Origin of the sequence: Ferrovibrio sp. (assembly GCF_964218355.1) — a bacterium.
GTDB lineage: Bacteria > Pseudomonadota > Alphaproteobacteria > Ferrovibrionales > Ferrovibrionaceae > Ferrovibrio.
The window spans coordinates 119,049-141,814 of the sequence record NZ_CAXPMC010000011.1; the positions used below are offsets into that span (position 1 = coordinate 119,049).

Below are 22,766 nucleotides of genomic sequence, written 5' to 3' on the forward strand. Positions count from 1 at the left end.
TAATCCGGCCCCTGTTGGGTTCCCCGGATGCGGTAAGGAGGAAACATGTATCCCGAAGTCTCCCTGTATATTGATGGCGCCTGGACCCCGGGCGCCGGCGGCAAGTCCCAGCCTGTCCTGAATCCCGCGACCGGCGAGGAAATCGGCAAGGTCGCCCATGCCGACAAGACGGATCTCGACCGCGCGCTGGCCGCCGCCGACAAGGGCTTCAAGGCGTGGAAGAAGGTCTCGCCCTTCGACCGCTACAAGGTGCTGCGCAAGGCCGCCGACATCATCCGCAGCCGCGCCGACGAAATCGGCAAGATCATGGTGATGGAGCAGGGCAAGCCCTTCATCGAGGCCAAGGGCGAGACCCTGCTGGCCGGCGACATCATGGATTGGTTCGCCGAGGAGGCCCGCCGCACCTATGGCCGCATCGTGCCGCCGCGCGCCGAAGGCGTGTACCAGCTGGTGGTGAAGGAGCCGGTGGGCCCCGTCGCCGCCTTCACGCCGTGGAACTTCCCGATCAACCAGGCAGTGCGTAAATGCTCGGCCGCGCTGGCTGCCGGCTGCTCGATCATCCTGAAGGGTCCGGAAGAGACCCCGGCCAGCTGCGCCGCGCTGGTGCAGGCCTATGTGGATGCCGGCGTGCCGGCCGGCGCCATCCAGCTGGTCTACGGCGTGCCGTCAGAGATTTCGGAATACCTGATTCCGCATCCGGTGATCCGCAAGATCACCTTCACCGGCTCGACCCCGGTGGGCAAGCACCTCGCCATGCTGGCCGGCCAGCACATGAAGCGCATCACCATGGAGCTGGGCGGCCACGCCCCGGCCATCGTGTTCGACGATGCCGATATCGACACGGCCGTGAAGGTGCTGTCGGCCAACAAGTTCCGCAATGCCGGCCAGGTCTGCGTGTCGCCGACCCGCTTCCTGGTGCATGAGTCGGTCTACGGCAAGTTCGTCGAGGGCTTCACGTCCTATGCCAAGTCGCTCAAGGTCGGCGACGGCCTCGACAAGGAGACCCGGATGGGGCCGCTGGCCAATGACCGCCGCGTGCAGGCCATGGAGATGTTCGTCGCCGACGCCGTCTCCAAGGGTGCCAAGGTCGAGACCGGCGGCAAGCGGATCGGCAACAAGGGCAACTTCTTCGAGCCGACCGTGATGACCGGCATCAACAACGACATGCGCATCATGAACGAGGAGCCGTTCGGCCCGGTCGCCCCGATCGTGCCGTTCTCCAAGTTCGATGACGTGGTGGAAGAGGCCAACCGCCTGCCGTTCGGCCTGGCGGCCTATGCCTATACCAGGTCGGCGAAGACGGCCGCCGCCATCGGTGCGGCGTTTGAGTCCGGCATGGTCTCGATCAACCATCATGGCCTGGCCCTGCCGGAAGTGCCGTTCGGCGGCATCAAGGATTCGGGCTACGGTTCGGAAGGTGGTTCGGAGGCCATCGAGGCCTATCTGAACACCAAGTTCATCACCCAGGTCGGCCTCTGAGCCACGCCTGAAGGAAAAGACGGGAAAGGGGGCTTGGGGCCCCCTTTCTTTTTTCTAGAGCGCCATCCGCATGGCCACGCCGGCCAGTGCCGCCCCGCCCAGCAGCCAGCCGAGCCCGAGATGGAAGCGGAAGACGGCGAGGATCGCCGCCGCCGCCAGCAGGGCCATGGCCGGATCGAGGCTGGATACCACCGGCAGATCCCAGTGCAGCGGCCCGAGCGACACGGCCTGCATCTGCCGGAACAGCACATGCAGGCCGAACCAGATGGCGAGGTTGAGGATCACGCCGACCACGGCTGCTGTGATCGCCGCCAGTCCGTGGGCGAAGGCACGCACATGGCGGGCGCGCTCCACATAAGGCGCACCGAGGAAGATCCACAGGAAGCAGGGCACGAAGGTGACCCAGGTGGCCAGCAGGCCGCCGAGCAGGCCGCCAGCCAGCGGATCGAGGCCGCTGTCGCGGAAGCCGGCGACGAAGCCGACGAAGGTCAGCACCAGGATCAGCGGCCCCGGCGTCGTCTCGGCCAGGCCGAGGCCGTGCAGCATCTCGTCGGCCGACAGCCAGCCGTAGGTGCTGACCGCCTGCTGGGCAACATAGGCCAGCACGGCATAGGCGCCGCCGAAGGTGACCACCGCCATCTCGCTGAAGAAGACGGCGATGCGGCTGAAGACGTGATCGCCGCCGAGCCCGGCCTGCAGCCACAGCAGCGGGCCGAACCACAGCAGGCCGAAGATGCCGAGCAGCCGCAGGCTGCGCCGCCAGCTTGGCGGCACTGAGGGCAGGACGTCGCGGTCGTCTTTCGCGGCCGTCGCGGCAACCCAGTCGGGCCGCGACCGTCCGACCAGCCAGCCGGTCAGGCCGGCCCCCAGCACGATCAGCGGGAAGGGAATCTGCAGCATGTAGATGCCGACAAAGGCCGCGGCGCTGAGGCTCAGCAGGAAGCGCGTCTTGATCGCCCGTCTGGCGATCCGCTGCACGGCTTCGATCACGATGGCCAGAACGGCAGCCTGCAGGCCGAAGAACAGGCCTTCCACTACCGGCACCGCACGCCACAGCATGTAGACGGTGCTGAGGCCGAGGATGACGGTCAGGCCGGGCAGGATGAACAGCAGGCCGGCGGCCACGCCGCCCTTCGCCCGGTGCAGCAGCCAGCCGACATAGGTGGCCAGCTGCTGGGCCTCGGGACCCGGCAGCAGCATGCAGAAATTCAGTGCATGCAGGAATTGCGGCTCGCTGACCCATTTCTTCTCGTCGACCAGCACGCGGTGCATCATGGCGATCTGGCCGGCCGGCCCGCCGAAACTCAGCAGGCCGACCTTTGCCCAGACCCGCAGGGCCTCGCCGAAACCCGGATGCGTCATGTCTGTTTTCTGGTCCATGGTCGGTCTCAGGCCGCGGGTGGCCAGTTATGGGTTTCGCCGGCGGCGCTGGCGCACCACGCATACAAGGCATCATAGATCAGCAGGCCCTGTGTCAACATGCTGTCATCATCCGGCAACATCGCGGACAGGCCGAGCGAGACAGCCAGCAGGCCGGCCGCCTGCGGCACGGTTTCCGCCCGCCCGGTATCGGCCGCCCGCACGATCGCGGCCAGCCGGGCCAGTGCCGGGTCGTCGCCGAGGCCATGCCGGAGGATGAAGGCATCGAAGCTGCAGAGATCGCCGTCATGGCTGTAATCCGCGCCGGGAATGTCATAGGGCGTTGCCTGCCATGCGGCGGCACGGTCGAAGACCTCTGCCGCCGGCACATAAAGGAAGCGGGCATCGGGATCGATGAAGCGCCGCACCAGCCAGGGACAGGCAATGCGGTCGATCTTCGGCCGCGCGCGGGTGATCCAGCGGCCGGGTTCGGCCGGCGGTTTTTCCTGCAGGGGGCCGCCGGCGGCGCGCCAGCCCTCGACGCCATCGGCCAGATAGCGGGCGCGGAAGCCACGCTGCAGCAATCCCGCCGCCGCCCCCTGGCTGACCTCGTGGCCATGCACGCAGTAGACGACGATGTCGGCCTCGCGGGGCAGGCTGCCGGCCCAGAGCGGCAGGCTGTCCGGCTGCCGGCGCCGGGCGCCGCGAATGACGTCGGCAGCTTCGGCATAGCGCTCTTCGCGCCGGACGTCGATCAGCCAGGGAAACCGGCCGGATGTCATGTCCCGGGCGAGTTCGGCAACAGAAATGGAAGGAATGGTGGGGGATGCATCCATGGCTACCTCCAAGACGCAGATCGCCTGCGTATCGGTGTAGCGGCACTTGGATGCGGAGCATCTGGCGGGGAGACCGCGTTGTCCCCGTGCCGCAACAGATAGGGGCAGGCGCGCCGGAAGGCAAGCGGGATTTTCAGGTGCTGGAAACCTTGCCGCCGGGATGGCGCAGGAGGCGGCCGGCCAGCTCCTGCTCGGTGAGTACCATGTGGACGGCAGCAGCCGGCAGGCCGCTGAGCCGGATCAGGTCGTCGACCAGCACCGGGCTGGGCGACAGCAGCCGGGCGATCTCCGCATGCATGCGGTCGAGATCGCCATCGCCGGGCTCTGTCGGCGGCATGGCAACCGGCGGCGGCGGGCGGCGGACCGCAACCTGCGGCGCGATGACGGCAAGGATGTCGTCGACCCGTTCGACCAGGGTGGCGCCCTGGCGGATCAGGTCATTGCTGCCATGGCAGCGGGGATCCAGCGGCGAACCGGGCACGGCCATCACCTCGCGGCCCTGCTCGCCGGCCATGCGCGCCGTGATCAGCGAGCCGGATTTCAGGGCGGCCTCCACCACCAGCACGCCAACCGACGCGCCGCTGATCAGCCGGTTACGCCGCGGAAAATTCTGCGCCAGCGCCGGGGTGCCGGGCGGCATTTCGGCCAGCAGCAGGCCGCGTTCGGCAATCTCGGCCTGCAGTTTCGCATTCTCAGGCGGAAAGGCGATGTCGATCCCGGTGCCGATGAAGGCCATGGTCTGACCGCCGGCTGCCAGCGCGCCTTCATGGGCGGCCCGGTCGATGCCGCGGGCGAGGCCGGAGATCACGGCAAAACCCTGCCGGCAGAGTTCGGCAGCGATATCGCGGGTGAAACGCTGCCCGATCGCCGAGGCATTCCGCGCGCCGACGATGGCGATGCCCGGCGGCTCCGCGGCCGGAACCTGTCCCATGCAGCCGAGCAGTGGCGGCGCATCGTCAAGCTGCATCAGGTGCAGGGGGTAGCCCGGCTCCCCCCAGGCCAGCAGGCGGGCGCCGGCCTTGCGCAGGCTTTTCAGTTCGCTGTCGATGGCCGCCAGCGGGGCCAGTTTCACGCTGCGCCTTGCGCCGGCCCGCCGGGCCATGCCCGGCAGGGCCTCGATGGCTTTTGCGGCGCTGCCGTAATACCGCAGTATGTTGTGGAAGGTAACCGGACCCAGATGCTCGCTGCGGATCAGCCGCAGCCAGTCGCGCTTTTCGTCGTCACTGAGGCGGCGCGGGCTGGGTTCCATCCGGGGTTTTCTTTTTCCCGATCTTCGGTTCCTCGCCTTTCAGCAGGCGGGCGATATTCTGGTGGTGGCGGATGCAGACCAGCACGGCCATGGCGGCAGCCAGTTCGCCGATCTGCGGAGACACGTAGAACCAGGCGAAGACCGGGCTGAGCAGCGCGGCGATCAGGGCCGAGAGCGACGAGTAGCGGGTCACGGCGGCCGCGACCAGCCACGCAAGGCAGGCGAAAGCACCGACGGGCCAGGCGGCGCCCAGCAGCACCCCGAGATAGGTGGCAACGCCCTTGCCGCCCCTGAACTTCAGCCAGACGGGAAACAGATGCCCGATGAAGGCGGAAAACGCGGCGATGACCATGATATCCGGGCCATACAGCCCGCCGGCCAGCGCCGCCGCAGTTCCCTTGCCGCCATCCAGCAGCAGGGTGAGGGCGGCAATATCCTTGCGGCCGGTGCGCAGCACGTTGGTGGCGCCGATATTGCCCGAGCCAATGCTGCGGATGTCGCCGAGCCCGGCCAGCCGGGTCAGCACCAGACCGAACGGAACCGACCCGATCAGGTAGCCGAGGAAGATGGCGAGGGCGTAGTAAGGCGCGGCCTGCGACCAGGAAATCGGATCCGGCATCTTCAGATCTCGCGCTTGCGCTGGAAGACGGTTTCGCCGGCAACCACGGTGCGCAGGGCATGGCCCTGCAGGCGGCGGCCGTCATAGGGCGAATTCTTGGCCTTGGAGCGGAATTTCTTTTCGTCGACCCGCCACGGCGTGTCGAGATCGAAGACCAGCAGGTCGGCCGGTGCACCCGGGGCCAGGCGGCCGGTATCCTGTTTCAGCAGTTTCGCCGGATTGCAGGTCAGGCAGGCCAGCAGCGGCAGCAGCGGCACCATCCCGGTGTGATACAGCTCGAGACTGAGGGGCAGCAGCGTCTCCAGGCCGATCACGCCGAATTCGGCCTGGGCGAAAGGCAGACGCTTGTTTTCCGGGTCCTGCGGCGCATGGGCCGAGGAAATCACATCGATGGTGCCGTCGGCGATGGCCTCGACCACGGCCTTGCGATCGGTTTCGATCCGCAGCGGCGGCTTGACCTTGGCGAAGGTGCGGTAGTCGCCGACATCCAGCTCGTTCAGCGCAAAATTATGCGGCGCGGCACCGGCAGTCAGACGCAGACCTTTCTGCTTGGCGCGGCGGACGACATCGAGCGAATCCTGGGTCGACAGATGCGAGGCATGCAGCCGGCTGCCGGTCGCCTCCAGCAGGCGGACATCGCGCTCCAGGGTGATGGTTTCCGCGACAGCCGGAATCCCCGCCAGGCCGAGGCGGGCGGCGATCTCGCCCTCGTTCATCGCACCACCCCTGGCCAGCGAGGCATCCTCGCAATGCTGCATCAGCAGCAGGTCGAAGCTGGTGGCGTAGGAGAGGGCGCGGCGCATCAGGCGGGGGCTGGCAACCGCCTTCTCGCCCTCGGTGAAGGCGACGGCACCAGCCTGGGCCAGCAGGCCGAGCTCGGTCATTTCCTCGCCTCTGGTGCCTCTGGTGATGGCGGCGGCGGGCAGGATGCGCACCACCGATGTGTCGATGGCGCGGCGCGCGATGAATTCCACCAGCGCGACTTCGTCGATAACCGGCTCGGTATTGGGCATCGTCACCACCGAGGTGATCCCGCCGGCTGCCGCGGCGCGGGCGCCGGTGGCAATGGTCTCCTGGTGCTCGGCGCCAGGCTCCCGCAGCCAGACATGCATGTCGATCAGACCGGGCGACAGGCAATGGCCCTGGCAATCGATGGTCTCGGTATCGCCGGCGAAGCTGGCGGAGGCCAGCTTCGGGCCGAGATCGAGGATGCGGTCGCCCTCGGTCAGCAGGGCGCCTTTGACATCCAGCCCGGTGGCAGGATCAAGCAGACGCGCGTTGGTATAAAGCTTGCGGCGGCGGGCCATGGGATACAACGTCTCCGTCCGCGTCAGAGACCGGGCGGCGTGGTGCCGCTCCAGTTGGGCAGGTGCTGGGCCAGCAGTTCCAGGCAGGCCATCCGGACGGCGACCCCCATCTCGACCTGTTCATGGATGACGCTGCGGTGAATGTCGTCGGCCACTTCGGTGTCGATCTCGACGCCGCGGTTCATCGGGCCCGGATGCATGATCAGGGCATCGGGCTTGGCAAAACCGAGCTTGTCGTGATCGAGGCCGTAGAAGTGGAAATACTCGCGGGTCGAGGGCACGAAAGCACCCTGGAAGCGTTCCATCTGCAGGCGCAGCATCATGACGATGTCGACATCGGTCAGGCCCTTGCGCATGTCATGGAAAACCTCGACGCCCAGCCGTTCGGCATAGGCCGGCAGCAGGGTCGGCGGGGCAATCAGCCGCACCCGCGCGCCCATGGTGTTCAGCAGGTGGATGTTCGACCGCGCAACCCGGCTGTGCAGGATGTCGCCGCAGATGGCCACCAGCAGGCCCTGCAGCGAGCCCTTGCGGCGGCGGATGGTCAGGGCATCCAGCAGGGCCTGGGTCGGATGCTCGTGGCTGCCGTCGCCGCCGTTGATCACCCCGCAGCCGACCTTCTGGGCCAGCAGGGCCACGGCGCCCGAATCCTGGTGGCGGACCACCAGCAGATCCGGGTGCATAGCATTCAGGGTGGTCGCCGTGTCGATCAGGGTCTCGCCTTTTTTGACCGAGGAGGTCGAAACCGACATGTTGATGACATCGGCCCCGAGCCGTTTGCCGGCCAGCTCGAAGGAGGTCCGGGTCCGGGTCGAGTTCTCGAAGAACAGGTTGATGATGGTCCGGCCCCGCAGGCTGGACTGCTTCTTCTCGACCGCCCGGTTCAGTTCGACATAAAGGTCGGAATGATCCAGCAGGAGGGCGATATCCGTGGGGGATAGCCCTTCGATTCCAAGCAGATGGCGGTGAGGAAAAGTAACCGGAGGCCGGATGGCGGCCTGTTCGGCAGTGTTTGCAGCGCGACTCGATGACATCAAAGCTGGACCATACACATCCTCCGGAATTTCGGCAATGAAAGCGTTAACCAATTTCTGCTTTCTTTGCTTTCATGGTGCAGGACTATCACCAGAATCAGATCGAGACCGTGGCGGGCAACGACCCCGTCAGCCAGGCGCTGCGCCTGTTGCAGGTCCTCAACAGCCGGGCGACCGAGGTGCAGGTCGTGACCACCCGGATGTTCGAGCTGGCCACCATCCAGTCCTTTGCCGACTACGCCGATGGTTTCCGCCGGGTGCAGGAATTCCTGTCCTTCTGCGATGTGATCGAAAGCAAGCTGGACAATATTCCGCCATCCACCCGGGAGCCGATCCTGCACGAGGTCAGCTCCGTAAAGCTGCGGGCCTTTTCCGCCCTGCTGCGTGCCATGGGCGCGTATCTGACCGCCCTGGAACGTCGCGGCATGATCAATTTCTTTGCGCAGGCCATCTTCCTGATGCAGCAGGATGTACTGGAAGATTTCCGCGTTTCGACCCTGCCCGAGATACCGCGCCAGCTGGTTCCGGAAAACCTGATGGCGGTCTACGAGCAGGTCCGCGGCCTGCTGCGCCGCCTCCTGGACCGCTGCATCGACGTGCCGGACTTCCGGTTCGAGAGCTGAGCCGTGCAGCCGGCCCTGCTACAGCATCTGCAGTCCGGACTGGAGGCGCATCGCCAGGGCCGGCTGGCTGAAGCCGAACAACGGTACCGGGCCGTGCTGGCCCATGCGCCGGAAACCCTGGATGCCATCAATCTGCTGGGGCGCCTGCTGATACAGACCGGGCGGGCGCCGGAGGCGGCCTCGCAGCTGCGCCGGGCCCTCGATCTGGCCGGCCGCCAGGCCGCCCTGTGGCTCAGTTATACCGAGGCTTTGCTGGCGGCCGGTGATTTTGTTGCCGCCCGCGAGGCAGCGGAAACCGCCCGGCAGATCACGCCGCAGGAACCGGACGCGATCTTCCTGTGGGCCGAAGCCCAGCGGGCCGGCGGGGCATGGTCGGCTGCCGCCGGCGGCTACCGCCAGGTGCTGGCGCTGCGGCCAGGCCATGCCGCGGCCGCCCTGCAGCTGGCGACCTGCCTGCAGGCCCTGGGCGAAACCGCGGCCGCCATCACCGCCGCCCGCGAGGCCGTGCGGCATGCGCCGCAGGCGCCGGAATGCCATAACAATCTGGGCAACCTGCTGATGGCCGCCGGTGATCTGGCGGCCGCGCTGGGCTGTTTCGAACAGGCCTTGCGGCTGCGTCCGCAATACCCGTCGGCACAGATCAACATGGCAGCCGCACTCCGGGACAGCGGCCGGCTGGATGAGGCCCTGGCGGCTGCCCAGGCCGCCGTCCAGACCAGTCAGGGCCATGCCGATGCCTGGCAGGCCCTCGGGCAGGCCCATCATGCCCGGGCGGATATGGAGCAGGCCCTTGCAGCCTACCGCTCCGGACTGGAGCGGCGGCCGGAGGATCCGGAACTGCACTGGAATTTCAGCCTGTCGGCGCTGGCCGCCGGCGACTTCGCGGCGGGCTGGCCGGCCTATGGCTGGCGCTGGCGGAAGGCCGAGCCGCCGCTGCCGCGCCGGCACTGGCCCTGGCCGCGCTGGCCCTCGGGGGCCGATCCGGCCGGCCGCCGGCTCCTGCTGTGGGGCGAGCAGGGGCTGGGCGACCGGCTGCTGTTCCTGCAATACCTGCCCGCGCTGCTGGCGCGCGGCGCATCCGTGACCCTGGAGACCGACCCGCGTCTGGTGCCGCTGCTGCGCCGGTCTTTCGATGGGCTGGCCTTTGCCGAGGAACGACCGGTCCAGGATCCGGGCCAGACCGCGGCCGGGTTCGATGGGCATCTTCCGCTCGGCGATCTGCCCGTGGACGCGCCGCCAGGGCAGGCCTGGCTGCGGCCGGATCAGGACCGTGCCGCGCGGCTGCGGGCACAATACCGCGGGAACAGTACCGACATACTGACCGGCCTGTCCTGGCGCAGCGCCAATCCGGCCCTGGGGGCAGGAAAATCGGTCCGGGTGGGCGATCTTGCGCCCCTGGCACAGGCTGCAGGCCGCCGTTTCGTCTGTCTGCAATATGACGTGACCGAAACCGAGCTGGCCGAATTGCGGGCCCTGTTCGGCGACCGGCTCGTGGTCGATCCCGCGATCGATGCCCGCAATGATCTGGACGGGCTGGCCGCGCAGATCGCCGCGCTGGACCTGACCGTGACGGTCTCGAATGTCACGGCCCATCTGGCAGGGGCGATGGGGCTGCCGGTCTGGGTGCTGGCGCCCAGCGGCCGCAGCCTGTTCTACTACCTGATGGCGCAGGGCAGCGGAACGCCGTGGTATCCGACCATGCGCATATTCAGGCCGGCGGCGGGAAAGCCACCGGCCGGACAGCTGCCGCTGGTGGCGGCCGCGCTGCAACGGCTGGCCAAATCCGCCCCCAAGTGATAGCAAAAGCTCCCGCGGCCGGCCGGCAGGCTGGCTTCCAAGGCGCTTCTGCCCTAGCTTTAAATCCATGACCCAAAAGAATTATTACATCACCACGCCGATCTATTACGTGAATGACAAGCCGCATATCGGGCATGCCTACACGACGCTTGCCTGCGACGTGCTGGCCCGGTTCAAGCGGCTGGATGGCAACAACGTGATGTTCCTGACCGGGACGGACGAGCATGGCCAGAAGGTGGAGAAATCCGCCGAGGCGGCCGGTGTCGACCCGCAGGCCTTCTGCGATCGGGTCAGCCAGACCTTCCGCGATCTGGCCGTGGCGATGAATATCTCGAATGACGACTTCATCCGCACGACCGAGCCCCGCCATGTGACCTCGGTACAGGCGCTGTGGAAGAAGCTCGAGGCCAGCGGCAATATCTATCTGGGGCATTACGAAGGCTGGTATGCCGTCCGTGACGAAGCCTTCTATCAGGAAGATGAACTCCAGGATGGCCCGGGCGGCCAGAAGCTGGCGCCCAGCGGTGCGCCGGTCGAATGGGTGAAGGAGCCGTCGTATTTCTTCCGGCTGTCGGCCTGGGAGCAGCCGCTGCTGGATTTCTATGAGAAGAATCCCGGCTTCATCCTGCCGGCGAGCCGGCGCAACGAGGTGGTCAGCTTCGTGAAGGGGGGGCTCAAGGACCTGTCGGTCTCGCGCACCACCTTCAAATGGGGCATCCCGGTGCCGGGTGACGAAGCCCATGTCATGTATGTCTGGCTCGACGCCCTGACCAACTACATCACCGCTGCCGGCTATCCCGAGACCGGCAGCGAGGCCTACCGCACCTTCTGGCCGGCCGACCTGCATATGGTGGGCAAGGATATCCTGCGCTTCCACGCCGTATACTGGCCGGCCTTCCTGATGGCGGCTGGTCTGGATGTGCCGAAGCGGGTCTTTGCCCATGGCTGGTGGACCAACGAGGGCCAGAAGATTTCTAAGTCGCTGGGCAACGTGATCGACCCGCTGGCACTGGTCGATGAATACGGTCTCGACCAGACCCGTTATTTCCTGATGCGGGAAGTGCCGTTCGGCAATGACGGCGATTTCCGCAAGGCGGCGATCATCGGCCGCATCAACAGCGAACTGGCCAACGGGTTCGGCAACCTGGCCCAGCGCACGCTGTCCTTCTGCGCCAAGAATACCGGTGCGGCCGTTCCGGCCCCCAGCGACCTGAGCGAAGCGGACGAGGCTCTGCTGGCCCATGCCGACAGTCTGCTGCAGCGGATGTCCGAGGCGCTGGATATACAGGCGATCCACACGGCCCTGCAGCACTGGTTCGATCTGGTCGACGCCGCCAACAAGTATATCGATGTCGAGGCACCGTGGACCCTGCGCAAGACCGATCCGGCGCGCATGCAGACGGTGCTGTGGTGCCTGCTGGAGGCGATCCGCCAGCTGGCCATCCTGGCGCAGCCCTTCATGCCGGCCTCGGCGGCGAAGCTGCTGGAGCAGCTTGGCGTGTCGGAGGCGGCGCGCAGCTTTGCGCATCTGGGCGAGGCGGGCCGCCTGCGCGCCGGCACGCCGCTGCCGCAGCCGCAGGGCGTGTTTCCGCGCCATGTCGAAGTCGCGGCACAGGAGCGCTGAGATGGCCCTGCTGATCGACAGTCACTGCCATCTCGACTTTCCCGATTTCGCCGAGGAGCGTGACGCGGTCATCGCCCGGGCCCGCGACGCCGGCATCGGCCTGATGCTGACCATCTCGACCCGGCTGGACCAGTTCGACCGGGTGCTGGCTATTGCCGAGGCCTATCCCGATGTCTACTGCACCGTCGGGGTCCACCCGCACGAGGCGGACGATCATGTCGATGTGACGGCGGCGAAGCTGGTGGCGCTGGCGAAGCATCCGAAGGTGGTGGGCATCGGCGAAACCGGTCTCGACTATTTCTATGAACACAGCGACCGCGCGGCGCAGAGGAACTGCTTTCTGGCCCATATCGCGGCTGCCCGTGAGACCGGCCTGCCGGTGGTGATCCATACCCGTGATGCCGATGCGGATACGGCCGAAATTCTCGATGCCGAGATGGCGAGGGGGAAGTTTCCCGGCCTGCTGCACTGCTTCTCGTCCGGCCAGGCGCTGGCCGAACTGGCCGTGCGGCACGGCATGATGGTTTCCTTCTCGGGAATCCTGACCTTCAACAAGGCGCGCAATGTCCAGGACACGGCCGTTGCATTGCCCATCGAGAATCTGCTGGTCGAGACCGATGCGCCGTATCTCGCGCCGGTGCCGCTGCGCGGCAAGCGCAACGAGCCGTCCTTCGTGGTTCACACCGCTGCCTTCCTCGCCAGGCTGAAGGGCTGCCCGGTTGCCGATATCACAGAGCAGACGACACGGAATTTCCTGCGGTTGTTTGCCAAGGTACCGCCGGCTGCGGTGCTGGATCGCCGTGCGGCCTGACGCATCCATGCGGGCTGCCGGATGAAAGTGACGATCCTGGGCTGCGGTGCCTCGCCGGGCGTGCCGCGTATCGATGGCAGCTGGGGCGATTGCGACCCGGCCGAGCCGAAAAACCGCCGCAGCCGAGGTTCGATCCTGGTGGAAACGGATACGACCCGGCTGCTGGTCGATACCAGCCCCGATCTGCGGCAGCAGTTCATCAGCAACGGCATTACCGAGATCGACGCGATCCTGTGGTCGCACGACCATGCCGACCAGACCCATGGCATCGACGATATCCGCTTTCTGGCCTATGCGGCGCGCCGGCAGATTCCGGCCTATGGCGACCGCTTCACGCTGGACCGGCTGGAACGGAAATTCGGCTACTGCTTCCACAAGAGCAGCGACGGCTATCCGCCGATTATCGAAACCAGCCTGATCGACGGGCCCTTCCGCGTCGGCGATATCGATGTGCAGCCGATCCAGCAGCAGCATGGCCGGATCCATTCCCTTGGTTTCCGGTTCGGCGATTTCGCCTATTCGAATGACGTTTCCTCGCTGGATGATGAGGCATTCGCTGCACTTGCCGGTATCCGGCTGTGGGTGGTGGATGCCCTGCGCTACCTGCCGCATCCGTCTCACAGCCATCTGGAGCAGACCCTGGCATGGATCGCCCGGGTCAGGCCCAAGCGTGCCGTGCTGACCAACATGAATATCGAGCTGGATTACAACCGCCTGCGGGCCGAACTGCCAGCAGGTGTCGAGCCTGGCTATGACGGCATGGTGCTGGAATGCTGAAAACAGTCTGGGCGGTGTCGCAGCGCGGTGCCGTCGGGATGCAGAACCAGGCGCTGGGCCTGGCCGAGGCGCTGTTTGCCGGCGGTGGCTTCCATCTGCCGGAGGCCAGGGAGGCTTCATTCCGCTGGTCCTACAGCTGGCTGCCGATGCATCCGGGCTTTGCCAGTCTGGCGATGTTGGCGCCGCAGGACCAGGCGGGTTTCCGGGATGCGTGGCCGGATGTGCTGATCACCTGCGGCCGCAAATCCGCCATGCTGGCCCTGGCGGTCAAGAAGGCGAGTGGGGGGCGCACGGCGATCATTCATATCCAGGATCCGAAGGCATCGCCGCGCCACTGGGACCTGCTGGTGGTGCCCGAGCATGACCGTGTGCGCGGCAGCAACGTGCTGGTCACGCATGGCGCGACCCACCGGGTGACCCGGCTGAAGCTCGAAAGCGGCGCCGAGGCTCTGCGGCAGGAATACCAGCATCTGCCGTCACCGCTTGTTGCGGTTCTGATCGGCGGGAACAACCGCTATTACACGCTGGATGCAGAGTGGATGCAGACTTTCGTCGGTCAACTGCGCCGCATGGTCGGCCAGTCCGGCTGCGGCCTGCTGGCGACCGTTTCGCGGCGCACCGGCGAAGCCGAGGCGGCGATCCTGCGCGGAGGCCTGGCCAGCCTACCGGCCAGCCTGTGGGACGGAAAAGGGCCCAATCCCTATTTCGGGTTGCTCGGGCTGGCGGACGCGATCATCGTGACCTGCGATTCCGTTTCGATGATTTCCGAAGCCTGCGCCACCGGCAAGCCGGTCCTGGTCGCCAGGCTGCCCGGCAAGTCCGGGCGCTTCGAACGGTTTTTCGCCAATCTGCTGCAGCGGGGCCTGATCCAGTGGTTCGATGGCCGGCTCATGCAGTGGCAGAATGGCCGGCTGGACGATATGGACGCGCTGGCTGTGCAGGTTCGCCAGCATTTCGGCTGGTAGACGCCGCTGCGTCATTTGATCACATTTGACGTTATAGTATAACTTTTTAGTCTGGCGCCGCTTTATTTTGCGAGCGGTTCTCATTATTAATTATGGCGCCTCAGATTTGGAAGCACCGGCCCAAGCCGGCTGCTCATGGAGATTTGCGTTATGGATCAGACGCTTCCGGCCCAGGGGGCCGCCGTTCCATCGGTTAACCCTGCAGGTTTGCCGCTGGCCGAGGCCGCCCACGGCTTCTCTTTCACCGAGATGATTCTCTATGCCGACCCGGTCGTCCAGGCCGTGATGGCCCTGCTGGTTCTGGCCTCGGTGGTCTGCTGGGCGATCGTGTTTGAAAAGCTGGCCAAGCTGGGCCGGGCCCGCCGTGCGGCCAAGGCCTTTGAGAGCGCTGTGAAGGCAGACCTGTTGCTGACCAGCGGCCAGAAGGCCGGTGGCAGCCTGTCTGCTGCCGTGCTGGCCGCCGCGGCCCGTGAGAAGCGCGAAGGGATGGAGCCTGGGGAAACCCGCACCGATTTCCGGGTCCGGCTTGAGGTTGCGATGCGGCAATCCATGATCCAGCAGCTTCGGCAGCTGGAGCCTGGCTTGCCGTTTCTGGCCACGGTCGGCTCGGCAGCGCCGTTCGTCGGCCTGTTCGGCACGGTCTGGGGCATCATGAACAGCTTCACCGCCATTGCCGGCTCCAACGATACAAGCCTTGCCGTGGTTGCGCCGGGCATTGCAGAAGCGCTGTTTGCCACGGCGCTCGGCCTGGTGGCCGCCATCCCGGCGGTGATTGCCTACAACAAATTCAGCACCGATCTGGGGCGTGTTGCCCAGCGGATGAATGCGGCGATTGCCGAGGCCGCCCGTCAGCTGGCACGGAGCGCGACGTCGCAGCGCGCGCTGCACGATCACGCCGAAGCCGGACAATAAGGCAGGGAAAGGGCAACGGTCATGGCGATGTCTCCTGCCGGCGGCGGTTTCAATCTGGATGATGACGATATGGGCAGCTACCGGCCGCTGTCAGAAATCAATGTGACGCCGCTGGTCGATGTCATGCTGGTGCTGCTGATCATTTTCATGGTCGCCGCCCCACTGATGATGGTGGGCGTGCCGCTGCAGCTGCCGAAAACGAGCGCTTCCAAGGTGGCGCCGCCGAAAGAGCCGCTGGTCGTCAGCATCGACAAGGACGGCAAGCTGTTCATTCGCAAAACGCCGATCGAGCAGGGGCAGATTGTTGCCCATCTGGCAGAGATCAAGGCCAAGGAGCCGGATTCCGTGGTTTATGTGCGCGGCGACAAGGCGCTGGAATATGGCCGGGTCATGGAAGTGATGGGGTTGGTGGGGCAGGCCGGATACGACAAGGTATCACTGGTCGCCGAAGGGGCAGCGGCACTGCCGAAAGCACAGGCCGGCTCGGCGGGAAAGTGAGTCGGGCATGCGTGCTCGTGTAACTTCGCTGTCTGTATCCATTCTTGTCCATGCCGGCGTGGTGGCGGCCTTCGTTGTCGGCCTTCCGCTGCGTGATCCGCCGGGCGCCGTTGACCATGGGCTGCAGGGCATTGAAGTAATGCTCTCTGCCGGTGGTGCCGCCGGCGCACAGGCCGCGGAACCGCCGCCGCCGGAACCGCCGGAACCCGAGAAACCGCAGGTGGTCGAGAAACCACCGGAACCGCCGCCGCCTCCACCTGAGCCGGAACCGCAGGTCATCACGTCGAAGGCTCCCGAAACCGATGTGGCCGAGGCGCCGAAGCCTGACGTCAAGCCCAGGCCGGAGCCGCCGAAGCCGAAGCCTGTCGTGCAGAAACCGCAGCCGGCTCCGAAGCCGCCGGAGGTGGTCGAGAAGCCGGTCGAAGCGCCACCGCAGGAAATCAAGATGGCGGCAGCACCCGTGCCGGTATCGCAGGGACAGGTTGGCCAGCGCTCAGCACCGGGTGCCGGTAGTGGCAGTGCCAGCAGCAGCGGCGGCAATCCTGGCGCCGAGGCCGACTATTATGCGCGGCTGTCCGCCTGGCTGGAACAGCACAAGGAATATCCGTGGCGTGCGCAGCGCCGGCATCACGAGGGTGTGGCCTATCTCGAATTTGTGGTCGGCCAGGATGGCCGCGTATTGCGGCACAGTATCAAACGCAGCTCCGGTTACCGCCTGCTCGATGAAGCCGTCGAACGTATGATCGAGAAGGCATCACCACTGCCGCCGATACCGGATGTACTGGGCAAAGACCGGCTGGAGATCATCGTACCGGTAGAATTCTTCCTGAAATAACGATCACCGGTGGCGGTTGAGCATTCTGTCACCGGAATAAAGTGGAGAGGAGTGATCCTGATGAGAAAGGTGCTTGTCATTCTTGCCTGCGCTGCCGGGCTGTGTTCCGCCATGCCGGCTTCTGCGGTGGAAGACGAACCGATCAAGCAGGAAATTCTCAAGACCTACGGCGATATCGCGGCGGCAATGTATGGAGATGCTCTTGTTGCGGCGCGCAAGCTGCAGAAGGCAGTCACGACACTGACCAGCAAGCCATCGGAGGTCAGCTTGATGGCTGCCCGCGATGCCTGGATCGCCGCGCGACCATCATACCAGCAGACGGAAGTGTTTCGCTTCGGTAACGCGGTGGTCGATGACTGGGAGGGGCGGGTCAACGCCTGGCCGCTGGATGAAGGCCTGATCGACTACGTCGATACGGAGAAGTACGGTGAGGAATCGGACGAAAACCCACTCTATACCGCCAATATCATCGCCAACCGGCAAATCAGGTTTGGCGGCAAAGTGCTGGATGCCAGTCATATTGACTGGAAGCTGCTGCGCAAGCTGCAGGAAATCGGCGGCGTCGAGGCGAATGTCGCCACCGGCTACCACGCCATCGAGTTTCTGCTCTGGGGGCAGGATCTGAATGGCACCGGCCCCGGAGCCGGCAACCGCCCGTGGACAGACTATGCGAAGGACGGCTGTACCAACGGAAATTGCGACCGGCGGGCTCAGTATCTGAAAGTAGCGACACAGCTCCTGGTCGACGATCTGGCCGAGATGGCCGGCGACTGGAAAGTCGGCGGCAAGGCCCGTGTGGCCCTGACGGAAAACGGCATTGATGGCGGCATCAGTGCGATCCTGACCGGGATTGGCAGCCTGTCCTATGGAGAGCTGGCCGGCGAGCGGATGAAGCTCGGACTGCTGCTGCATGATCCCGAAGAGGAGCATGACTGTTTCTCGGATAACACTCACAATTCGCACTACTACGACGTAATGGGCATGGTTGCCGTCTATCGCGGCGAATATACCCGTGCCGACGGCAAACAGGTCAAAGGACGGTCGGTCAGCGATCTGGTGCGCAAGCTGGCGCCGGATCTCGACAAGGAAATGCTGGATAAGCTTGCGGCTTCGCAGAAATCCATGATGGCAATCAAGCAGCGTGCCGAAACGATAGAAGCCTATGACCAGATGATCGGCGAGAACAATTCGGACGGCAATGCGACCATCCAGGCCGGCATCGACAGCCTGACCGATCAGACCAGGGTCCTTGAGCGTGTGGTGGCGAGTCTCAAGCTGAAGCCGATTGCATTCGAGGGATCGGACAGCCTCGATGCACCCGAGAAGGTCGGAAAGAAATAGGGTGATGCTGCGGATCGCCGGGTCATGGTGATCCGCCAGGGTCCTATACAGACTGGCGGTATGGCACAGCCATTGCCATCATGCCGGCGCGGGCTGCTGCTGATCCTGCTGCTGGGCGGTTTGCTGTTGCCGGCTTCGTCCTTACAGGCGGGCGAAACGGGCGGTGTCATGGCCGTGCTCGAGCCCGGTGAAGAGCGCCCCGGTGGCGCGGCAACCTCTTTCAAGGCCGTGAACCGCTCGGTCTTTTCACACCCGTCGGCCACCATCGACTTCAGACGCCAGCTCGATTTCAGGGTGGGCGATGGAGTTTTCCGCAAACTCTGGACATCGTCCCCCAGTTCGACAACGGCCTCGGATGGCCTTGGACCGCTTTATAATGCCCGCAGCTGCCAAAGCTGCCATCTGAAGGATGGCCGCGGTCGCCCGCCGGCTGCTGGTGAAGAAGCGGTGTCGATGTTCCTTCGGCTCAGCATCCCGCCACAGACCAGCCAGCATCAGGACCTGCTGTCCAGCCTGCGGGTACCAGTGATACCTGACCCCGTCTACGGGACGCAGCTGCAGAATTTCTCCGTGCAGGGGTTGCATGCGGAAGGAAGCCTGCGGGTCGGGTACAGTGAATCCCCTGTGGATCTTTCTGACGGCGAGACCGTGATGCTGCGCCGCCCGGTATACGGCATCGATCGCCTGCAATACGGGCCTCTGCATCCACAGGTGATGCTGTCGCCACGCGTTGCTCCGCAGATGATCGGCCTTGGACTGCTGGAGGCGATTCCGGAGGGCGATCTGCTGGTACGCGCAGACCCTGAGGATGCGGATGGCGACGGAATCGCCGGGCAGCCGAACAGGGTGTGGAGTCCGGATCTGCAGCGCATCGCCACAGGCCGGTTCGGCTGGAAGGCAGGCGCCGCCACGATCGCGGACCAGACGGCTTTTGCGTTTACCGGGGATATCGGCCTGTCGACCCATCTGACGCCGGCATCGCATGGGGATTGCACGTCGGCCCAGACGCTCTGCCGTCAGGGGCCAACCGGCGATGATCCAGCCGAAGGGATCGAAGTGCCCCGCCGCATGTTCGACCTGGTGGTTTTCTACACCCGGAATCTCGCGGTACCGGTCCGGCGCGATCCGCAGACTGCAGCTGTGCTGCGCGGGAAGGCACTGTTCGCTGCTGCGGGCTGTGCCGGTTGCCATGTTCCGCGCCACCAGACCGGCAAGGCAGGTGTTCCCGCGGAGCTGGCCGGTCTGGTCATCTGGCCCTATACCGACCTGCTTCTGCATGACATGGGCGAGGGGCTGGCAGATCATCGCCCGGAAGGTTTGGCCAATGGCCGGCAGTGGCGGACGGCACCGCTCTGGGGCATCGGTCTGACCCGGACCGTCAGCGGCCATGACTTCCTGCTGCATGATGGCAGGGCCCGGAATCTGCTGGAAGCGATCCTGTGGCATGATGGCGAGGCCCGGCGGGCACGGCTGAATGTGATCCAGATGAGCCGCAACCAGCGGCATGACCTGCTGGCATTCATTCAGTCGCTCTGACGATCCTGTTTCCAGTTCCCCAGCTCCCGGAGGTGCGCCATGTCGCCCCGATTTTCCGTTCCGCTCCTGCTTCTCCTGACCGTCATCAGTGCCCCGGCACTGGCGCTGGATACCGCAGCCTACAGGGCCATCAATCGCAATGCCGTCGAACGGCATATCCTGCCGCGATATGATGCCCTGGCCGCCGCCATGGCCGGCCTGGCGGCTGAATCCCGTCGCTTCTGCGCCGCGCCGTCTGGCAGCGGCCTCGCGCCGTTGCAGCAGGCGTACAACACAGCCGTCGATGCCTGGCAGGATATCCAGCATGTCCGCTTCGGGCCAATCGACCTGTTTTTCCGCAGCCAGCGCATTGCCTTCTGGCCCGATGCCCGGAACACCATCAGCAAACAGATGGCCGAAATGCTGTCTCAGCGCGATCCGGACGCGCTGTCTGCTGAGCGGCTGGCGAAGGGCAGTGTCGCAGTGCAGGGTCTGCCGGTTCTGGAACGCCTGCTGTTCGGCCGGGATGCCGAACGGCTGCTGTCCGGCGATCAGGCCGTCTTCCGCTGTCAGTATACCGTGGCGATCAGCCGCAACCTTGCCGGGATGGCCGGGGATACGGCCAAGGAGTGGCGCAGTGGAGACCCGCCCTATGCCCTGGCCGTGACCGATGTCCGTCACAGCGATGGTCGTTATGTCGAGACGAAGGATGCAACCCTCGACCTGTTCAAGAGCCTGTATACGGCCGTCGAATTGGTGGCCGACCACAAGCTGGCCCGCCCGCTGGGTGCCAGCCTGGAGCAGGCCCGGCCGCGCCTGGCCGAGGCCTGGCGCAGCGAACGGTCCATGCGCAACATTACCCGTAATCTGCAGGCGGCCGCCGACCTCTATCGGCAGGCCTTCGCGCCGGCCATGACTGATGCCGAACTGGACACGGAGATTCGTAGCGCCTTCGACATGGCCGGAGCAGCCGCACAGGCCATTCGGCTTCCGCTTGAGGCGGCAGTACAGGATCGCGCCATGCGCGACCGCGTGGAAGCCCTGGCTGCGCAGGTCATCGTCCTGAAGAATCTGCTGTTGCAGAAGCTGCCGATTGCCATTGATGTGCCAGTCGGCTTCAACGCACTGGACGGAGACTGAACATGATGTCCTCTGTCAGCCGCCGCGCGGTGATCGCCGCCATGGCCGGCAGCCTTTTCCTGCCCGTTCGCCACGCCCTGGCGGCCTCTTCCGCACGGCTCTATGTCAATGCCTATGGCTCTGCGGATGGATATGGTTTTGCCGGCTTTGACGAGAACGGCCACATTCATTACTCCATACCTTTGCCGCAGCGCGGGCATAGTTTCGCCCATTGTCCGGACGGAGGATCTGGTGTCGCTTTCGGGCGCCGGCCGGGTGATTTCGCAGTAGTCTTCGACCTGCGATCCGGGCAACAGCGGCACATGATCCGGGCTGCTGATGACCGCAGCTTCTGCGGTCATGGCGCCTATACCCGTGATGGACGCCTGCTGTTTGCTACTGAAGTCATCGCCTCCCAGGGTGAGGGGGTTCTCGGAATCTATGATGCGCGCGACGGCTACCGCCGGGTCGGCGAATGGAGCACCCATGGTCTGGATCCGCACGAGATTCTGCTGATGCCGGATGGCCAGACGCTGGCAGTCGCCAATGGCGGCATCCTCATGCGGGCCGATATGCCCAGGCTGAAACTGAACATACCGGACATGGCCCCTTCGCTGGTCTATATCGACAGCCGCGACGGCCGTCTGGCCGGCATGGTGAAGCCGGCTGCCGAATTGCGTCAGCTGAGTACCCGCCATATCGCCATCGATCACATGGGACGGGTTGCCGTAGCCATGCAGTATGAAGGGCCGCGCGATGATGCCGTTCCGCTGGTTGCGCTGCATGATACGCGCAGCGCGGGCGGTGAATTCTCCTATCTGCCGATGCCGGAAGCCGAGCGGGCCGCCTTGCGCCAGTATTGCGGCAGTGCGGCGGTGGACCGGTCCGGCCGGTTTCTTGCGGTCAGCAGTCCGCGGGGTAATCGCGTGCTGATCTGGAATCTGGCTGCAGCGGGCTGTCCGCTGCTGTTCCGCGCCGAACTTGCCGATGTCTGCGGCATTGGTGCCTCTGGCGGGAAGGGGGGCTTCATGCTGTCGGCGGGCACCGGGGCCCGGCTCCTGTGGAAGGAAGGCCTCTCGTTGCTGAGGCCGGAGGCTGATGCCGCACACCGCCTGCGCTGGGACAATCACATGATGACCGTGTCGGGCAGAACCGCCTGAGGTCTGTGATACCTGCGAGTCGGTCTGGCGTTCTCGGCAGGGCCGGCCAGATTCCTGGGTGTTTTGCTTCTCGTCTGGCATGAAGCCAGATGGCAGTAGTCCGGCTGCCGTCTGGCACGGGACTTGATTGCATGAATGGCAGATCGGAGCGCCAAGAAGCCACGGGAATATGAAACGATTTTTGTTTCATATGAGGATCGGGGGCTCCTGAAAACGCGTAACTACTGAAGTTTCCGGCTTATCGATCTGAGTGGGCGGGAATTCTGGATAATTTCGTTCCGTACAATAGAACAATAAATAAAGAAATTGGAACAAACTTCGATAATAATGAAAAAATGTAAGTATTAGATGGAACTTCTCAACCAATAATCATCTGCAACTCGTTGAAATAATAGAATATCTGTGTGTCTTTTAAGTCACGTGTCAGACTCTAATTCATTGGAAAGTCAGCCTCTTCTTGACCATTACTGTCAGCTGCCCGTATCGAAGCATTCAGCAATTAGTCTACCGGGATTAGTTGCTTAGCCTTGCAGTGCGCCGGCTGCATCTTCCCGCCTCGGCGGCGGGTGCAGCCGGACCACTGATTTGATCCGGGATTGAGGACGAAAAGGAAAATAGGGGATGACAAAGAAGACGCTGCTTCTGCAGACGACCCTCGCGGCCGCTGCCGGGCTTCTGGTCGCCGGCGCTGCAAACGCCCAGACCAAGGAAGTGCCGGTCGGCGTGACCGTCGGCGGTTACTACACCTCCTTCTACAAGGTGCAGGATCGCGACAAGCAGGCTCAGACCGACCAGAGCGCCCAGGCCCTCGGCCAGGACGCCGAAATCTGGTTCAACATCCGCGGCGTGCTGGACAACGGCACCGTCGTCGGTGGCCGCGTCGAGCTGGAAGGCACCACCTACAGC

21 protein-coding genes are annotated in these 22,766 nt (G+C 65.0%); 15 read left to right on the forward strand and 6 right to left on the reverse strand.

What is annotated here, in order from left to right:
• The first annotated feature begins 45 nt into the window (after positions 1-45).
• Positions 46-1,479: an NAD-dependent succinate-semialdehyde dehydrogenase gene (locus tag ACEQZY_RS07310; protein ID WP_341704537.1), complete on the forward strand. Its 1,434-nt coding sequence runs from the start codon at positions 46-48 to the stop codon at positions 1,477-1,479.
• A gap of 54 nt (positions 1,480-1,533) precedes the next feature.
• Here the strand turns inward: ACEQZY_RS07310 and chrA are convergent, their stop codons facing one another.
• The 6 genes from chrA to ACEQZY_RS07340 all read right to left on the reverse strand — a co-directional run bounded on the left by chrA (position 1,534) and on the right by ACEQZY_RS07340 (position 7,883).
• Entirely contained in the window at positions 1,534-2,859 is a 1,326-nt protein-coding gene (gene chrA / locus ACEQZY_RS07315) for a chromate efflux transporter (protein ID WP_370153314.1), read from the reverse strand.
• A gap of 8 nt (positions 2,860-2,867) precedes the next feature.
• Positions 2,868-3,674, reverse strand: a complete 807-nt coding sequence (locus ACEQZY_RS07320; protein WP_370153316.1) for a chromate resistance protein ChrB domain-containing protein — start codon at positions 3,672-3,674, stop codon at positions 2,868-2,870.
• 133 nt (positions 3,675-3,807) lie between these two features.
• Positions 3,808-4,923 carry a DNA-processing protein DprA gene (gene dprA / locus ACEQZY_RS07325; RefSeq protein WP_370153318.1) on the reverse strand — a complete coding sequence of 372 codons (1,116 nt, stop codon included), beginning with the start codon at positions 4,921-4,923 and terminating at the stop codon, positions 3,808-3,810.
• Positions 4,895-5,542, reverse strand: coding sequence for a glycerol-3-phosphate 1-O-acyltransferase PlsY (plsY, locus tag ACEQZY_RS07330; protein WP_370153320.1), 648 nt, complete (start codon positions 5,540-5,542; stop codon positions 4,895-4,897). The genes dprA and plsY overlap by 29 nt, the downstream gene beginning before the upstream one ends.
• A gap of 2 nt (positions 5,543-5,544) precedes the next feature.
• Positions 5,545-6,849, reverse strand: coding sequence for a dihydroorotase (gene pyrC / locus ACEQZY_RS07335; RefSeq protein WP_370153322.1), 1,305 nt, complete (start codon positions 6,847-6,849; stop codon positions 5,545-5,547).
• Between the two features lie 23 nt (positions 6,850-6,872).
• Positions 6,873-7,883 (reverse strand): aspartate carbamoyltransferase catalytic subunit, encoded by a 1,011-nt coding sequence (locus ACEQZY_RS07340; RefSeq protein ID WP_341704530.1) that lies wholly within the window; start codon positions 7,881-7,883, stop codon positions 6,873-6,875.
• 74 nt (positions 7,884-7,957) lie between these two features.
• On the opposite strand from ACEQZY_RS07340, the gene ACEQZY_RS07345 reads away from it, so the two are divergent.
• From ACEQZY_RS07345 to ACEQZY_RS07410, 14 genes are all read left to right on the forward strand, one after another.
• Complete coding sequence (locus ACEQZY_RS07345) at positions 7,958-8,506, forward strand: hypothetical protein (protein WP_370153324.1); 549 nt, start codon at positions 7,958-7,960, stop codon at positions 8,504-8,506.
• Between the two features lie 3 nt (positions 8,507-8,509).
• The gene (locus ACEQZY_RS07350) at positions 8,510-10,303 is read left to right on the forward strand and encodes a tetratricopeptide repeat protein (protein WP_370153326.1); all 1,794 of its coding nucleotides are present in this window, start codon (positions 8,510-8,512) and stop codon (positions 10,301-10,303) included.
• A gap of 67 nt (positions 10,304-10,370) precedes the next feature.
• Positions 10,371-11,927, forward strand: coding sequence for a methionine--tRNA ligase (metG, locus tag ACEQZY_RS07355; RefSeq protein ID WP_370153328.1), 1,557 nt, complete (start codon positions 10,371-10,373; stop codon positions 11,925-11,927).
• Positions 11,928-11,934: 7 nt separating this feature from the next.
• Positions 11,935-12,738: a TatD family hydrolase gene (locus tag ACEQZY_RS07360; protein ID WP_341702021.1), complete on the forward strand. Its 804-nt coding sequence runs from the start codon at positions 11,935-11,937 to the stop codon at positions 12,736-12,738.
• A gap of 21 nt (positions 12,739-12,759) precedes the next feature.
• On the forward strand, positions 12,760-13,515 hold the full coding sequence (locus ACEQZY_RS07365) for an MBL fold metallo-hydrolase (protein ID WP_341701920.1): 756 nt from the start codon (positions 12,760-12,762) through the stop codon (positions 13,513-13,515).
• Positions 13,509-14,480, forward strand: a complete 972-nt coding sequence (locus ACEQZY_RS07370) for a mitochondrial fission ELM1 family protein (protein WP_370153330.1) — start codon at positions 13,509-13,511, stop codon at positions 14,478-14,480. Before ACEQZY_RS07365 ends, ACEQZY_RS07370 begins: the two co-directional genes overlap by 7 nt.
• Before the next feature lie 285 nt (positions 14,481-14,765).
• Positions 14,766-15,392, forward strand: a complete 627-nt coding sequence (locus tag ACEQZY_RS07375) for a MotA/TolQ/ExbB proton channel family protein (RefSeq protein ID WP_341702022.1) — start codon at positions 14,766-14,768, stop codon at positions 15,390-15,392.
• A gap of 21 nt (positions 15,393-15,413) precedes the next feature.
• On the forward strand, positions 15,414-15,890 hold the full coding sequence (tolR, locus tag ACEQZY_RS07380; RefSeq protein WP_370153332.1) for a protein TolR: 477 nt from the start codon (positions 15,414-15,416) through the stop codon (positions 15,888-15,890).
• Between the two features lie 7 nt (positions 15,891-15,897).
• Positions 15,898-16,725 carry an energy transducer TonB gene (locus ACEQZY_RS07385; protein ID WP_370153334.1) on the forward strand — a complete coding sequence of 276 codons (828 nt, stop codon included), beginning with the start codon at positions 15,898-15,900 and terminating at the stop codon, positions 16,723-16,725.
• A 60-nt stretch (positions 16,726-16,785) separates the two neighbouring features.
• Positions 16,786-18,066 (forward strand): imelysin family protein, encoded by a 1,281-nt coding sequence (locus ACEQZY_RS07390; RefSeq protein WP_370153336.1) that lies wholly within the window; start codon positions 16,786-16,788, stop codon positions 18,064-18,066.
• A 24-nt stretch (positions 18,067-18,090) separates the two neighbouring features.
• Positions 18,091-19,602: a di-heme oxidoredictase family protein gene (locus tag ACEQZY_RS07395; RefSeq protein WP_370153338.1), complete on the forward strand. Its 1,512-nt coding sequence runs from the start codon at positions 18,091-18,093 to the stop codon at positions 19,600-19,602.
• Between the two features lie 39 nt (positions 19,603-19,641).
• Positions 19,642-20,721: an imelysin family protein gene (locus ACEQZY_RS07400; RefSeq protein WP_341701927.1), complete on the forward strand. Its 1,080-nt coding sequence runs from the start codon at positions 19,642-19,644 to the stop codon at positions 20,719-20,721.
• A gap of 2 nt (positions 20,722-20,723) precedes the next feature.
• On the forward strand, positions 20,724-21,860 hold the full coding sequence (locus ACEQZY_RS07405) for a DUF1513 domain-containing protein (RefSeq protein ID WP_370153340.1): 1,137 nt from the start codon (positions 20,724-20,726) through the stop codon (positions 21,858-21,860).
• 621 nt (positions 21,861-22,481) lie between these two features.
• On the forward strand, positions 22,482-22,766 hold a 285-nt coding region (locus tag ACEQZY_RS07410), incomplete at its 3' end, for a porin (protein WP_370153342.1).

Bases quoted from the DNA above. Each gene is read 5' to 3' on its own strand.
- ACEQZY_RS07310 (WP_341704537.1), top strand. From the start codon at position 46: ATGTATCCCGAAGTCTCCCTGTATATTGATGGCGCCTGGACCCCGGGC.
- chrA (WP_370153314.1), bottom strand. From the start codon at position 2,859: ATGGACCAGAAAACAGACATGACGCATCCGGGTTTCGGCGAGGCCCTG.
- ACEQZY_RS07320 (WP_370153316.1), bottom strand. From the start codon at position 3,674: ATGGATGCATCCCCCACCATTCCTTCCATTTCTGTTGCCGAACTCGCC.
- dprA (WP_370153318.1), bottom strand. From the start codon at position 4,923: ATGGAACCCAGCCCGCGCCGCCTCAGTGACGACGAAAAGCGCGACTGG.
- plsY (WP_370153320.1), bottom strand. From the start codon at position 5,542: ATGCCGGATCCGATTTCCTGGTCGCAGGCCGCGCCTTACTACGCCCTC.
- pyrC (WP_370153322.1), bottom strand. From the start codon at position 6,849: ATGGCCCGCCGCCGCAAGCTTTATACCAACGCGCGTCTGCTTGATCCT.
- ACEQZY_RS07340 (WP_341704530.1), bottom strand. From the start codon at position 7,883: ATGTCATCGAGTCGCGCTGCAAACACTGCCGAACAGGCCGCCATCCGG.
- ACEQZY_RS07345 (WP_370153324.1), top strand. From the start codon at position 7,958: ATGGTGCAGGACTATCACCAGAATCAGATCGAGACCGTGGCGGGCAAC.
- metG (WP_370153328.1), top strand. From the start codon at position 10,371: ATGACCCAAAAGAATTATTACATCACCACGCCGATCTATTACGTGAAT.
- ACEQZY_RS07365 (WP_341701920.1), top strand. From the start codon at position 12,760: ATGAAAGTGACGATCCTGGGCTGCGGTGCCTCGCCGGGCGTGCCGCGT.
- ACEQZY_RS07370 (WP_370153330.1), top strand. From the start codon at position 13,509: ATGCTGAAAACAGTCTGGGCGGTGTCGCAGCGCGGTGCCGTCGGGATG.
- ACEQZY_RS07375 (WP_341702022.1), top strand. From the start codon at position 14,766: ATGGCCCTGCTGGTTCTGGCCTCGGTGGTCTGCTGGGCGATCGTGTTT.
- tolR (WP_370153332.1), top strand. From the start codon at position 15,414: ATGGCGATGTCTCCTGCCGGCGGCGGTTTCAATCTGGATGATGACGAT.
- ACEQZY_RS07385 (WP_370153334.1), top strand. From the start codon at position 15,898: ATGCGTGCTCGTGTAACTTCGCTGTCTGTATCCATTCTTGTCCATGCC.
- ACEQZY_RS07390 (WP_370153336.1), top strand. From the start codon at position 16,786: ATGAGAAAGGTGCTTGTCATTCTTGCCTGCGCTGCCGGGCTGTGTTCC.
- ACEQZY_RS07395 (WP_370153338.1), top strand. From the start codon at position 18,091: ATGGTGATCCGCCAGGGTCCTATACAGACTGGCGGTATGGCACAGCCA.
- ACEQZY_RS07400 (WP_341701927.1), top strand. From the start codon at position 19,642: ATGTCGCCCCGATTTTCCGTTCCGCTCCTGCTTCTCCTGACCGTCATC.
- ACEQZY_RS07405 (WP_370153340.1), top strand. From the start codon at position 20,724: ATGATGTCCTCTGTCAGCCGCCGCGCGGTGATCGCCGCCATGGCCGGC.